11 protein-coding genes and 1 rRNA gene are annotated in these 13,062 nt (G+C 37.9%); 6 read left to right on the top strand and 6 right to left on the bottom strand.

Features of this window, described 5'->3' with window-relative positions; genetic code table 11:
• The first annotated feature begins 209 nt into the window (after positions 1–209).
• On the top strand, positions 210–1,847 hold the full coding sequence (locus EHR07_RS07220) for a TPM domain-containing protein (RefSeq protein WP_135744473.1): 1,638 nt from the start codon (positions 210–212) through the stop codon (positions 1,845–1,847).
• A gap of 49 nt (positions 1,848–1,896) precedes the next feature.
• Here the strand turns inward: EHR07_RS07220 and EHR07_RS07215 are convergent, their stop codons facing one another.
• Both EHR07_RS07215 and EHR07_RS07210 read right to left on the bottom strand, forming a co-directional pair.
• Positions 1,897–2,364: a GNAT family N-acetyltransferase gene (locus tag EHR07_RS07215; RefSeq protein WP_135744472.1), complete on the bottom strand. Its 468-nt coding sequence runs from the start codon at positions 2,362–2,364 to the stop codon at positions 1,897–1,899.
• A complete protein-coding gene (locus EHR07_RS07210) occupies positions 2,365–3,765 on the bottom strand; it encodes a glycine--tRNA ligase (RefSeq protein ID WP_167483364.1) in 1,401 nt (466 codons plus the stop codon).
• A 63-nt stretch (positions 3,766–3,828) separates the two neighbouring features.
• Between EHR07_RS07210 and EHR07_RS07205 the strand changes: the two genes are divergently transcribed.
• Both EHR07_RS07205 and EHR07_RS07200 read left to right on the top strand, forming a co-directional pair.
• A complete protein-coding gene (locus tag EHR07_RS07205) occupies positions 3,829–5,637 on the top strand; it encodes an energy transducer TonB family protein (RefSeq protein WP_135744470.1) in 1,809 nt (602 codons plus the stop codon).
• Positions 5,634–6,404, top strand: a complete 771-nt coding sequence (locus tag EHR07_RS07200; RefSeq protein WP_135744469.1) for a PrsW family glutamic-type intramembrane protease — start codon at positions 5,634–5,636, stop codon at positions 6,402–6,404. Before EHR07_RS07205 ends, EHR07_RS07200 begins: the two co-directional genes overlap by 4 nt.
• Here the strand turns inward: EHR07_RS07200 and EHR07_RS07195 are convergent.
• A complete protein-coding gene (locus tag EHR07_RS07195; protein WP_135744468.1) occupies positions 6,341–6,805 on the bottom strand; it encodes a GyrI-like domain-containing protein in 465 nt (154 codons plus the stop codon). The two genes, EHR07_RS07200 and EHR07_RS07195, sit on opposite strands and share 64 nt — an antisense overlap.
• Positions 6,806–6,896: 91 nt before the next feature.
• On the opposite strand from EHR07_RS07195, the gene rrf reads away from it, so the two are divergent.
• A 5S ribosomal RNA gene (gene rrf, locus EHR07_RS07190) occupies positions 6,897–7,013 on the top strand.
• A 580-nt stretch (positions 7,014–7,593) separates the two neighbouring features.
• Here the strand turns inward: rrf and EHR07_RS07185 are convergent.
• From EHR07_RS07185 to EHR07_RS07175, 3 genes are read right to left on the bottom strand one after another with little or no spacing between them, the layout of a single operon-like run.
• A complete protein-coding gene (locus EHR07_RS07185) occupies positions 7,594–8,220 on the bottom strand; it encodes a hypothetical protein (RefSeq protein WP_135744467.1) in 627 nt (208 codons plus the stop codon).
• Positions 8,221–8,697, bottom strand: coding sequence for a VOC family protein (locus tag EHR07_RS07180; protein ID WP_135744466.1), 477 nt, complete (start codon positions 8,695–8,697; stop codon positions 8,221–8,223).
• A 7-nt stretch (positions 8,698–8,704) separates the two neighbouring features.
• Positions 8,705–9,334 carry a TetR/AcrR family transcriptional regulator gene (locus EHR07_RS07175; protein ID WP_135744465.1) on the bottom strand — a complete coding sequence of 210 codons (630 nt, stop codon included), beginning with the start codon at positions 9,332–9,334 and terminating at the stop codon, positions 8,705–8,707.
• Positions 9,335–9,521: 187 nt separating this feature from the next.
• Between EHR07_RS07175 and EHR07_RS07170 the strand changes: the two genes are divergently transcribed.
• Complete coding sequence (locus EHR07_RS07170; protein ID WP_135744464.1) at positions 9,522–11,054, top strand: phytoene desaturase family protein; 1,533 nt, start codon at positions 9,522–9,524, stop codon at positions 11,052–11,054.
• Between the two features lie 57 nt (positions 11,055–11,111).
• On the top strand, positions 11,112–12,296 hold the full coding sequence (locus EHR07_RS07165; RefSeq protein ID WP_135744463.1) for an FAD-binding oxidoreductase: 1,185 nt from the start codon (positions 11,112–11,114) through the stop codon (positions 12,294–12,296).
• The last annotated feature ends 766 nt before the right edge of the window (positions 12,297–13,062 follow it).

The raw sequence follows: 13,062 nt of genomic DNA, 5'->3' as shown, positions 1-13,062 counted from the left end.
TTATAAAACTTTAAAAAAGAATCTTTTGTTTTCAGTAGAGCCTTACCCAAATTAAAAACGAACAACCTGTACTGTTTAAAAAGAGCAGAAGGAAAAATCTCCTCACGCAGATATAACGGTTACCGATGGAATCCCAGGTCTTGACAAAACAAGAGAATAGAAAAAGAAAAATCTTTTCAAAAATGATAAATTTGGTAAGGTCTAGCGCTATGAAAAAGGGTCAGATTCGTTTCCAACAATTTCTAATCATTGGTTGTTTATTGTTTAACTTCAGTTTAAGACCGCTTTTTGCCAAAGAACCAATAGTCCTCACTTCCCCCATCACAGATGAAGTCGGAATTTTAAATTCCCATCATCTCACAAACCTTCAGTCGGTGATCTCTGAGATAGAAAATAAAACTAGTGCACAGGTTTTTTTATACATCATTCAAAGTTTGGAAGGTGAGTCTTTAGAATCCTATTCCTTACAAGTGGCAGAAATTTCAAAAATCGGCCAAAAAGACAAGGACAACGGTGTTTTGGTTTTGTTATCGGTAGGTGATCGAAAAGTAAGGTTGGAAGTTGGATACGGGCTTGAAGAAACTTTAACAGATGTTTTATGTAATCGAATCATCCGAAATATTATGATTCCTGAATTCAAAAAAGGAGACTTAGCAGGTGGGGTTCTACTTGGTTTCTCTGCCATCGAATCGATTTTATTGGAAAAAAGTCAGTCCAATCCAAATTTACAAACAGATTATCCGAATGGAATTGGGTCTGCGTTTTCTACAGATAACACATTAAGAAACATAGGAATTGCTATTGCTGTGATTGTTGTGGCACTCATTGTTTACTTTTTATTGTTCGAGGGAAAAAAATATAAACAGAAAATATGGTTAGAAGTTTTGTATGGCGGTGTTGTTTTTTTAGGGCTTTTGTGTTTTCTTCCAGATGCTGTGTTTTATTTTTTCTGTTTTGGACTGATTGCATTAAATCTATATTTATTGTATGGAATTTGGGAGTGGTTTTCTTATCCGCTCGCGATCCTCTCTCTTTTCTTTTGGATTCCTTTTTTACGGTATACATTCCATGCGGAATGGATCGTGCTTTTTTGGGTCTTTGGAATCATTGATTCCATTCTTCTTGTCATTAAACTCGCATTAGATGAAGTATTGATCGAAAAATTTGGAAAACTTGCGAAAAAGTGGGGATTAAGTCCAAGTGAACTTTTTGTTCATATCCTTGCATTTTTTAGTTTTGGATTTACACTCGATTCCCTCCTTCGCCACGAAAATTTCTTTTACATTTTGTATTATCAGGGACTCATCTTATTTTCTCTTTATGGATTTACCATTTCTATATTTGAAAAATATGCCATTCGGTACGGGACCGCTTTTCTCATTTGGTTATTTCTTGTAGCAGGATTTTTCTTCTTTTGGCCAATGAAACAAGGTGCAGATAACACAATTGATTTTGAATCCCTTATTTTTTCCTTTCAGTGGTTTGTTTATTTGGTGTTAGGTTTTGTTTTAGCAAAAACCATTCAAGTGAAGTCTTGGAAAATAAGATCTTTGAAATATGGCCTTATCTCTTTTGTTTGGACTTTAGGTTTTTCCATCGATCGAATTTTGGGTTTTACAGAAACCTTTTCCTTTTCGATCTTTTTCGTTTTTTATTTTATCATACTCCTTCTCCACTTTTTTTACACTGTATGGGAAGAAAGTGATGGTAGTTCTTATGGATCGAGTTCTTCCTCTTCCAGTTACAGCAGTTCTTCTAGTTCTTATCGTTCTAGCGCAGGCTCTAGCTCCAGTTCTGGTGGAGGAGGAGGTAGTTTTGGCGGTGGTGGAAGTTCTGGCAGTTGGTAAAGGAGATTTGACTTGGTAGTGAGTCAGGTAAAAAAAAGTCTATGGGATCTTAGTCCACACGTTTTCGGTAGCGAATGTAAAATCTTTCAAAGGAGGATTTGTCCCAGAACTTAACGGCTTCTTCGTTCTGTAAAATGGCTCTGAGTTCAATGGCGGAAATGGATTTTTCTTTGCACCAAAGATCGACATCTTTCAAAAGGGCAGACATATATCCTTTTTTCTTTTTGCCGAGTTTGGTGACAGCAAGATCGATAAAAAGACTTCTTTCTTCTTCTAAGTGAGGTTTTTCTTCTACCCTTCCAATGAGTAAGGAAACAAGTTCTTGGTCCTCGAAAAACCCCCGCATATAAACTTTGCCGGTTCCAATCAGTTTGAAATAGATATCAGTGAATTTTGTGGCAGCGCGGGGACGGATGCGAAACAAACCATCTAACTCGAGTTCGTTTACCTTCCGGTAAAATTGATTTACAAGTTCGATGGTTTGGTTTCTATCAGTTTCTGTTAAATCTCGAATCACCTAAACCATTCGATTGATGAGGTAATTTTTTAGCTCAGTGATTGAAATTCTTTCTTGTTTCATAGAATCTCTTTCTCTAATGGTAACGGTTCCATCGTTCATCGTATCATAGTCTACGGTGACACAGAATGGAGTTCCAATTTCATCATGACGGCGATATCGTTTTCCAATGGCGCCACTTTCATCATAGTCTACATACCAATGGTTTCTTAAATCGGAATATATCTCTTTTGCTTTGGCATCAAGTCCGTCTTTTTTCATAAGTGGAAAAATGGCCACTTTCATGGGGCTCACTCGTTTCCCAAATCGTAATACAGTACGAATGTCGTCTTTTTCTAATTTTTCTTCTTCGTAAGCATCACATAACACGGCTAAGAATAGGCGGTTTAGGCCTAGTGCCGGTTCCACAACATAAGGAAGGTATTTTTTCTTCTGATCCAAATCATGGTATTTTAAATCTTCAGAAGAAAACTTTTCATGTTGGGTAAGATCATAATCGGTTCTCGAAGCAACACCCCAAAGTTCTCCCCATCCAAATGGATATTTGTATTCAATATCACTTGTGGAATCACTATAAAAAGAAAGTTCTTCCTTTTCATGTTCTCTCACACGTAGGTTTTCTTTTTTTAGTCCTACCACATTCACAAGCCAGTCCATGCAGTAATCCACCCAATACTTGAACCATTCTTTTTGAGTGCCTGGTTCACAGAAAAATTCCATTTCCATTTGTTCGAACTCACGAGTCCGAAAGATAAATTGGCGGGCCATAATTTCGTTACGAAAGGATTTCCCAATTTGCGCAATTCCAAAGGGAACTTTTTTCCGAGCAATTTGAGTGACGTTTTTGAAATTAATAAAAATCCCTTGGGCCGTTTCTGGACGAAGATAAATGTCCGTGGCCCCTTCTTCCGAAGCACCGTGAGATGTTTTGAACATTAAGTTGAACTGACGTGCATCGGTAAAACTTCCGACTGTGCCACAAGTGGGGCAAGCGTAGGCTTTTTCTCGAATGATATTGGTAAGTTCTTCTAAACTTTTGCCGGTAGCCGCTCCGTCTCCCTCTTTATCTTCTAAGAACTTATCCACTCGCACACGTGTTTTACATTTTTTACAATCCATAAGGGGATCGTTGAAGTTGGAAATATGGCCAGAAGCCTCCCATACACGGGGGTGGAGGAGGATGGAGGAATCAAGGCCCAAAACATCGTCCCGTCTGTGCACAAAGTATTCCCACCACAGTCGTTTTAGATTGTTTAATACTTCAATTCCATTCGGACCATAGTCAAAGGTATTGGAGAGGCCTCCGTAAATTTCGGAACCTGGGAAAACAAATCCCCTTCTTTTGGAGACTGCGACGATGGGTTTGAGCGACTGTTCTTCTTTCTCTTTCGGCTGTGCCATATCCGCCAAATTTTTTGTTTTCCACGAAAATTCAAAGTATTTTCCTTGAGATAAGACTAAAGAATGGATTCGGCAAACGTAAAATCACTCTCTCCTTGGGCAAAAAAATCCTTAACCTTCTTTCTTTGGATGTCCCCACTATTTTCTCTTGGACCATTTTTGGCTTTGGGTGTTCTTTTTGCATTCCCTGGAGAATTTCGGCTACGTCTGCGAGCCATTGCTGTCGTGGCAGTTTACATCCTTTCTTGGGTTATCTTTTATCCGATTGAACTTTTGCACAGGTCGGGTTTGGAATGGGAAGCTTTGATCAACGAATTTCTGGCAAAAGATTCCAGGAGTTTCCAGTTAAAATTTGGATTTGTTTTACTTTGTTTTATATTTTTACTTACAAACTACATTCATAGTCGTAAGAGAAACCATAAAAGAGAATCGATACGATCGGCAAGGTTACAAACGATAAATCCGTATGATACGATCCGAACAGATATGCGGATTCGAGATGCTAAGTTCGATACGGTCTTACTTGTATTGTTTTTGGCTCTCCTTTTGAATTTTGGATTTCAGTTTCTCTCAGAAAAATTACATCCTAACAAATCACTTTCACCATTGGCACCTTTGGTGGATGTTTACCAATTTGTTTTTAATTATTCCATCTCTCTTTGTATTTTGCTTTTGAATTTCAATCGAAACAAAATTCCTTCCCTCGTTGCAAAACCTTATTTGCGTTATATGGAAGGAATTCGTATTCGCGAACGTTGGAAAAAAGCAGTAGTTTCACAGACAAAATTTCCTTTTCGTTTGGAACTGGTTGTAAAAGAAAAAGCCAAATTTCGCGACCATATTCTACCAGGTTTTGGACATGTATATGTTTATGAATACTGGCGTGGGTTCCCCATTTTATTTTTGACCTTACTTTTGTTTTTGTTTTCTGCAGTTTGGGTATTTTCTTATGTCAGTCCCATTTTTGGGATTCAGTTTTTGGCAGGATTTGGATTAAAACCCGGAGTTCCTGATAAAGATTTTTTTATCTCCTCACAAAACATTGCCTATGCGGTATTTTCGGTATCTGCCCTTGTTGGAATTTATTTTTATTCTTCTTACCTTCTAGAAAAGTCGTTTAGTTTAGAAAATTTAGGAGTAAAAGAAGACAAGATAGGAGATTCCGAACCTTTCTTTAAACCAGGTTTACGAAAAGGATTTAGAAATATCTTACCACTCTCCTTACTCTTTCATTTGGTATTGATTTGCCTTGTTTTTCTTATCCCTATCACACTCCAACGTAATAAAAAGAAAGACCAGTCTTCGCAAAAAAATAACCATTTCCAACCAGAAAAAATGGAATTCTATTTCATCGATCCGAATGTTCCAGATGATACGAAAGGTTTAAATGGGGGGATTGTTACCGGAAACGAAACAGAAAATAAGGAGAAAGGGGAAAAAGTCTCTAACGAAAAGGTCGCAGATAGTGGCCCAGTCAAAGGTTATATCAAAAAGATTCGGGGAAAAAAAGTTCCACCAACTTACTCCAATTATATTTCTGCAAAGATGCGCATTCCCGAAAGTTATATGGACTATTGGGCTAAGGCACCCCATCCTTATTCTTCTGTAGTGGCCTATACCATTACCCAAGATGGGGATGTGATTGATGTGGAACTAGTGGAAGCTTCTGAGTACCCGGACCAAGATTTACGAACCTTACAACTTGTAGAAAGTTTAGGGCCGCTTATGCCACCTCCGGGGACTAAAAACGACATTCGTGTGACCGAACTATTTTGGAATGGCCCAATCGACCCTGAATTTGTTCCAACACCCCTCCAAAAAGAAATGATCAATTTATTTGACGGCCGTTATATGGAAGAGTTATCAGAATGAAAGAAGTAGGCTTATTTGATTATTTTATTGGATCTCTTACTGTCCTTCCTTGGGCCATAGTGATTTGGAAGGCTTATCAGCCGAAAAAAGGATGGCAGGAAATTTTAGGGATACTTTTGGCTTTGTTCTTTGGTTGGTTGTCAACAGATTTGATTTTAAGACTCCATCCAATTCTTTGGCCAGAAACTGATTTTATGCCAAAGAAAAAAGTAAGTATGTTAACTCAAACTGCGCATTTGGCTTTTATTCAAGCAGGGATCATGGAAGAGACGTTTAAAATATTTTTTATCATGATTTTGTCTCTGCTATTAGGCTATGACAAGAAGACAAAATTGTTTTCACCCGCAGTTGTTTTGTTTGGTGCTTTTGTTGCAATGGGATTTTCTTTTATTGAAAATACTCATTATATTGCCAGAGAACCAGAGGAAAAAAAATTAGATTTATTTTTTGCAAGAACGATTCATTCCTCCAACATTCACTTACTGATCAACCTTTGTTTTTCTATGTTTCTACTCAAGAGTAATACTAAACAAGATAAAACGATGAAAAAATTTTATATTGGTTTTGGATTTGTTTTAGCGGTTTGGCAACATGGAGTTGTAGATTTCCTTCTCATACCAGGATCCACCATTGGACTTTGGATCGCCACTTCCATGTTTGTTGGAATTTGGGTTTGGGTAGTAAACGATTGGCGAAAATATGTTTATTTCGTTGAAAGAAAAACTCTAATTCCTGCTTCTGAATATTCTTCCCAATCGATTTTGTAGGTTCTGATTTTGGGAATTTCTGGATGGTTCCAAATTTCCGCCCAAAATTTTGGAACTACTTCTTCAGGTGCTCCTGGTTGGATTTGAAAATAACGACCGTTTTGTGGGGTTATCTCAATCTTTTCCATTCCTGGGAGCGGTTTTGCATCCGGTTCCACAGCATAACCTAACAAAAAATCGTAAGCCCCATTTTCATCAGACACATAGTTGAAATAGACACCAAACAATGGATCAAATTTTCTTAAAACTTCCATTTGTTTTGGTATATCTTCTTTATAAAACCTGGAATACACAGCGGGTATCTTCACATCGGCGTCACCAGGTGCGTTGGAAGTTCGAATCCGAAGTCCCATTACAGTGAAAGATTCAGTTTTTACTAGTGGCTCTGTCATTTCCGGCATAAAGAAAAAGTTTCAGTCTGATAAAAAAACGCAACCTTTTCTTAAAGAATGGTTTGACTAACTGAAGCTCTCTGTACACATGGTAATTACTCCTGGTGATTATGGAGAGAAGGCCATACCCGTTCCCATTCCGAACACGGAAGTCAAGCTTCTCATCGCCGATGGTACTATTGGGTTCGCTCAATGGGAGAGTAGGACGTTGCCGGGTTAGCACTTATAACTCAATAAAAAAAGCCAGCCGAAAGGTTGGCTTTTTTTATGTACAAAATAAAATCCATTGAGCGAACCCAATAGTATCCAGAACTAAATCGTTCGCGAAATGACAGACTTGCGACCCATAGGGAGCAAGGCTCGGACACTCGCCCGCGGAGCGGAAAAGCGAGTGGGGGTGGAAGTAGGACGTTGCCGGGTTAGCACTCATAAACGATAGGGAAGCGTGGACTTAGGTTCACGCTTTTTTTATTTGTGGCCGCACTGTTTTTGCCGGCTGCCGTCCACGACTATTCGCTAGGCAAGCAGAGCTTGCTCCGCGAATGTCGCCTGCTCGTTCCCTATGGGTCACTGCGCAGCATTGCTGGGTTAAAATCATTTCCATCAATAAATATAATTCTTTTTATCAATTTACAATCAGTTACCAATGGTTCGCGAAATGGGTGAGGCTTCGTTAGGAAGCCGAAGCATGCTAGGATTTTTCGGAAAGAAAAATAGGGGGGCGATAGCATTAGATTGAGCAAGGCGGATGGGTCAGCAGTATAGTTTTTTAATATAATAAGAGTTAGATGGTTTTATTAGGCTTCTGACAATTCGATTGTATAATTAATATTTTTTTGTGATTTGATTTTGAAATTTATTTTTCTGGAATGGGCAGGATTACATGATTGATCGAAATAAATTAGAATGCGTTTTCTTGGAAGCTCTGTGATTTCGATGTTAGCCATCTTTGGTTGAAATTCAAATTGGTATTTTTCTTCAGGAAATTTTGGATAAATATTTTCTCTTTTCCCGCGAACAAGGACGAATTTGATATAATCATAACGATAAATTACGTATTTGGTAGCTTTACAATCTGGATTATCAATTTCGATTTCTTTTAGTTGGTTTAAATCTTCTAATCCGTTTTCTGCGAATACTTCGATGATAAATGCGAAGTTGGTTATTTTAATATCTTTGTAAATTTCATCCAAATTTTTATTAAAGTTTGGATTTAGTGAAGAGAAGTTATTTATATCAAATAAAGCTAATTCTAAATTTTGGTCGCTAAGTTTAAAAACATACAATTTGTATTTACTATCGTCAGCTGGATTTTTAGACTCATGGATCGTGACCGATAAATCTGAATTGATGCCGGGTGAAAGTATAAATCGAGTGCAATTTGAGATGAAAACAAAAAACAAAACAGGATAAATTAGTTTCATTCAGTTTTCTAAAATATCCGTTGCTGTTTGGGTTCCGATTTGTTCTGCAAGCCCAATGAGGATTCCTTCTACTCCACGAATATAACAGAGTTTATATATATTTTCAAATATAACCACATCACCAACGACTGTGGCACCATGTTTTTCTAGGCGAGATAACAATTCGTCTAGGTTGTCCACTCTAAACATAATACGAAGATAACCAAGAGAATTGACTGGAGCTGTTCTGTGGTCAGCGATCGTTTTTGGTGATATAAATTGAGAAAGTTCTATGCGAGTGTGTCCGTCTGGGGTTACCATCATTGCAATCTCTACTTCCTGATTCTTGAGTCCTGTGACTTGCCCTGCCCATGCACCTGCAACGACCATTCTTCCTTCCAGTGTTAGTCCAATTTCTTGAAAAAAAGAAATGGCGCTACCGAGTGATTCCACAACGATTCCGACGTTATGCATTTCTAATAATTTACTTTTTGTCATAGTTTTTTTATCCTAGATCCACTGAGGAACTAACAGTTGCTTTGAATAATTGTATCACATCCATTCCTTTCGGAAGGACTAAATGTCCATCAATGGCAAGAGAAGCAATTCCATGTACAGTGGCCCAAGCTCCAAGTGCTCTGGCATGTGCTAACTTTTTACTAACTTTTTCATTTGCAAAGGCAGCAAACAACAAACGAAAGGGACGTTGTGAACTCAGCCATATTTCTCTTTCGTGTGGATCGGATCCCATTTTTTTTTCCAAATCAATTTGGTTCATCATCAATCGGTAAAGGTTGGGACTTGCGATTGCAAAATGGATGTATTCCACACCGTAATGATAGGCCATCATTCGACCTTGGACTTTCGGATGTTTTTTTTGGGCAGCAAGCATATTCGCAGCCAGTTCATCATACCCCGATGCGGCTACCGACTGTAGCAATTCTTGTTTCCCCTTAAAGTGAGCATAAGGGGCCATATGTGTGACACCTATGGCAGAAGCGATGGATCGTAAGGAAAGGGCATCGGCCCCTTGGTTTTGTAACAGACTTCGCGCAGCAGAAATGAGTGCAGGGCGAAGGTCACCGTGATGGTAGGAACTGGTAGGTTTGTCTATTTTCTCTTTTTTCCCGGCCATTACAACCTAGTAGGCCCCAATGCTTCCGTTGTAAATTCTTTTCAGTAAAGGTTTTAAAAGAGAAGTGACGTGAACTTTGATGCAAAGGGGTGGAGATTTAAAAAATCGGGACAAGAAAAAAGATTGCAATCTTTACAGTGTAAAGATTGGGTGTTCTTCATAAGGATTACCCTGGGGAGAATGGAAAATGTCTCATTATGACACTGTTGTAATTGGTGCCGGTAACGCCGGTTTAATGGCCGCCACTCGATTGCAGCGAGAAGGTTCAAAAACATTGTTACTCGAGAGGCATAACGTCCCTGGTGGGTGCGCAACCTCCTTTGTGAGAGGAGATTTTGAATTTGAAGTGGCCCTCCACCAACTCAGCGGGGTGGGAACAGAATCAAATCCATTCATTATGCGCCGTGTTTTTGAAGAACTTGGTGTATTAGATAAAATAGATTTAGTTCAGGAAGAAGAACTCTATCGTATTGTGATGCCAGGAAAATTAGATGTTACATTGCCTGCCGACTGGGAAGAATTAAAAAACCATTTAAAGAGTCTTTTTCCAGAAGAAGGGAATTCGATTGATCGTTTTTTTACTCTAAGTGAAGCCGTTGTGAATGAATATTATTTTGTTTTGCCGAGAGTTAGGTTATCTAACGATCAAGAAAAAATTCGAACAAAATGTCCAAATTTTTCATCTTACGGCCTTCGTTCCACAACTGATGTATTAAATGAATTTTTTAAAAATGAAGATCTCATTAGTGTCATCACACCTTATTGGAGTTATGTTGGGATACCAACAACGGACTTGGTATTTGCTGAATTCATCGGTATGGTATATTTTTATTGTGTATATAAACCTTGGCATATCAAAGGCGGTTCCCAAATGCTTTCGAGTGCACTTCTTGATTCTTTTGAAGAAGCAGGTGGGGAAGTTCGTTTCCATTGCGCCGCAGAAAAAATTCTCACAGAGAACGGAGCTGTGCGAGCTGTTCTTCTCGAAACAGGAGAAACTGTCACTTGTGATGCTGTGGTATCAAACGCAAGTCCTCTTATCACTTACCATGAAATGTTAGATTTAGAAACGCCTCCTTCTGTTTTAAAAGATTTCCAATCAAGAAGGATGGGTGTATCAGCCGTATGCCTTTATTTGGGTTTGGATTGTCCTCCTGAAGAATTAGGCTTCACAACTGCTTCCACCTTTGTAATGACAACTTCTAATGCAGAGGTCAATGAAGACCGTATGTATACTTTGGATGCTCCTGATTGGGGAATGGTGACTTGTTATAATTTTATTGATTTGGAACTTGCTCCAAAAGGGAAATCGGTAGTCACTCTTGTGGCCTTACAATATGGGGAGGCTTGGAAGGATATACTTCCTGAACAATATATTTCCACAAAGTACGAGTTTGGTGGTAAACTAATTGATCTTGTTGAAAAAGCATATCCTAAAATTAGAGCACATATTGAAAAGGCAGAAGTTGCCACACCAATGACGATGATGCGTTATCTGAATACACCGGGTGGGGCCATATATGGTTTCAAACAAATGTTACAAGATGGGCATTTGTTTCGTGAATCTTTGGATGCAATTGATGGACTTTATTCTGCCAGCAGTTGGACCAGTATGGGTGGGTTCCAACCAACCTATTTGAATGGTTATTATACTGCACGGAAAATTTTAAAACGTTCGAACATCCGTCGTAAATTAAAAACAAATGTTACGGCTCCATGAAAAGTAAAGGATTCAACCAAATCGAACAACTCAACTTTAATTGATAGGAAATAAGATATGTTAGATAACAATAAAAAACTAGAAACAAACATTTTGAACTCTGTGGTTGGGTACAAGGAAGCGGTTTTAAAAAAAGAGGAATTGGAAAATAACGGTTCTAACTTTAAAGAAGAGAAGGGTCTTGTTCGACAAAAAATAAACAGTCTACATCCAAAGCGGCTGAACCTTCGTGTAGAAGAAATTCGTGTAGATACAGTTTCAACAAAAACCTTAAAAATGGTTTCGGTTGATGGAAAAAAATTACCTCCCTTCCAGGCCGGGCAGTATATCAATTTATTTGTTTCTCTTTCGGGTGTTCTCACTGCGAGACCTTATTCGATTTCTTCTTCACCAAATGATTTAAATTCGTATGAACTGACCATCAAACGAGCAGAAGGTGGATTTGTGAGTCCATATTTGTTGGATGATGTAAAGGTTGGACAAGAATTTGAATCTAGCGGACCAATGGGTTCGTTTCATCACAATCCTCTCTTCCATGGTTTTGATTTGGTATTCCTTGCTGGTGGATCAGGGATTGCTCCTGCAATGAGTATGTTAAAATCGTTTTTGGCATCGGACAAAAATTTTCGATTCCATATCATTTACTCTAATAGTTATGAAGATGATGTCATTTTTATTGATGAACTTCGTAACTTAGCTTCGGTTCATCAAAACTTTATTTTGACCGAGTTCCTTTCTCGGGAAGTCGGTCAAAATTTTAAAGGATACCGTGGTCGATTGGATTTTACAACATTACAAACCTTACTTCAAAACGCTCCATCAAAAATGTATTATGTTTGTGGCCCCACTCCTTTTAATGAACATGTAGGAAAACTTCTTTCTGAACTTGGAGTTAAATCGGGGCGGATCTTAATTGAAAGTAATGGCCCACCACCAAGACCCGACATAATGGAAGGTTGGCCGAATTCTATTCTTCTTACAAAGGAAGTAAAAGTCAAAGTAGGAGATCACCAAACTTTCCAAGCGAAAGTTGGAGAACCTCTTCTGAATAGTTTAGAAAGAAATGGATATTTTACCGAGAATGCTTGTCGATCGGGTGAATGTAGTTTGTGCCGAGTGAAACTAAAATCAGGAGAAGTATTCAGTCCTCCCGAAGCTAAAATTCGAAAGTCTGATAAAAAGTTCGGATGGATTCACTCTTGTGTTGCCTTTCCTGTTACCGATATAGAGATACAATTATAAAAACTTTTCACGAGTTTGTTGTTATTTGTGCAATGAAAAAAAACATATATCGTTTAAGGTGTATTTCCATTATTTAAGTAGAAAAATAGACTTCTCTATTTCCTGGATAGATGATTAATTTGTTCAGGATCAAACTCATTCGGTGATGCTAAAAAATAACAAATTCTATTCTGCTCTTGTTTTGTTGTTTCTGCTTTCGAAAAAGATATTTATCAAACCAGATCGAGATGTTTTATTTTCTTCTCGTTTATACAAGAGTGCAGTTTCTTTACGTATACTATTTAATATTTTATCTAATTTAGTATAAGACATGGGAAGATAAGGAAAAAAAAGAAATTATTGCCTTTTAAGATTTTTTGTATTCTTTTGGATTCATCATCATTTTTACTCATAATCCCTGTGACGGTACAAGGTCCTAGAATGCATTTTGCCAGCACTATGCGTTCTCGAATTTTGTGAGAAATCTTTATGTGGAAGCTCTTTGGATTACCTGTGATTTGCACTTTGCAAAGGATTTTGGAAATACAAAAAACTCTTAGACCTTTTGGTGTTGAATCCTAAACATTTCAGTTTTGTTTCAATACTCTTGTATATTCTTTGAGATCCAATCCAATTTGGTAGAATTCTATAACAACTAGAGACCAGTTTGAGCTAAGTCAATTTTCGTTATGCGCTAACCGAAAAATTTTATTTGGTAGGTTCAAGAATCTAATGCAACAAATCCCGATAATTTAAATGGGAGATAGAATGGCAGAATATACTAGAT

The sequence above is a fragment of the Leptospira bandrabouensis genome (genome assembly GCF_004770905.1).
Classification (GTDB): Bacteria; Spirochaetota; Leptospiria; order Leptospirales; family Leptospiraceae; genus Leptospira_A; species Leptospira_A bandrabouensis.
Note: the sequence above shows the minus strand (reverse complement) of the source record. Positions and strands in the feature narration are given on the sequence as shown.

What these genes read in the sequence shown, in the direction of transcription:
- EHR07_RS07220 (WP_135744473.1), top strand. Translation starts at nt 210, where the DNA reads ATGAAAAAGGGTCAGATTCGTTTCCAACAATTTCTAATCATTGGTTGT.
- EHR07_RS07165 (WP_135744463.1), top strand. Translation starts at nt 11,112, where the DNA reads ATGTTAGATAACAATAAAAAACTAGAAACAAACATTTTGAACTCTGTG.
- EHR07_RS07175 (WP_135744465.1), bottom strand. Translation starts at nt 9,334, where the DNA reads ATGGCCGGGAAAAAAGAGAAAATAGACAAACCTACCAGTTCCTACCAT.
- EHR07_RS07205 (WP_135744470.1), top strand. Translation starts at nt 3,829, where the DNA reads ATGGATTCGGCAAACGTAAAATCACTCTCTCCTTGGGCAAAAAAATCC.
- EHR07_RS07210 (WP_167483364.1), bottom strand. Translation starts at nt 3,765, where the DNA reads ATGGCACAGCCGAAAGAGAAAGAAGAACAGTCGCTCAAACCCATCGTC.
- EHR07_RS07195 (WP_135744468.1), bottom strand. Translation starts at nt 6,805, where the DNA reads ATGCCGGAAATGACAGAGCCACTAGTAAAAACTGAATCTTTCACTGTA.
- EHR07_RS07170 (WP_135744464.1), top strand. Translation starts at nt 9,522, where the DNA reads ATGTCTCATTATGACACTGTTGTAATTGGTGCCGGTAACGCCGGTTTA.
- EHR07_RS07185 (WP_135744467.1), bottom strand. Translation starts at nt 8,220, where the DNA reads ATGAAACTAATTTATCCTGTTTTGTTTTTTGTTTTCATCTCAAATTGC.
- EHR07_RS07180 (WP_135744466.1), bottom strand. Translation starts at nt 8,697, where the DNA reads ATGACAAAAAGTAAATTATTAGAAATGCATAACGTCGGAATCGTTGTG.
- EHR07_RS07200 (WP_135744469.1), top strand. Translation starts at nt 5,634, where the DNA reads ATGAAAGAAGTAGGCTTATTTGATTATTTTATTGGATCTCTTACTGTC.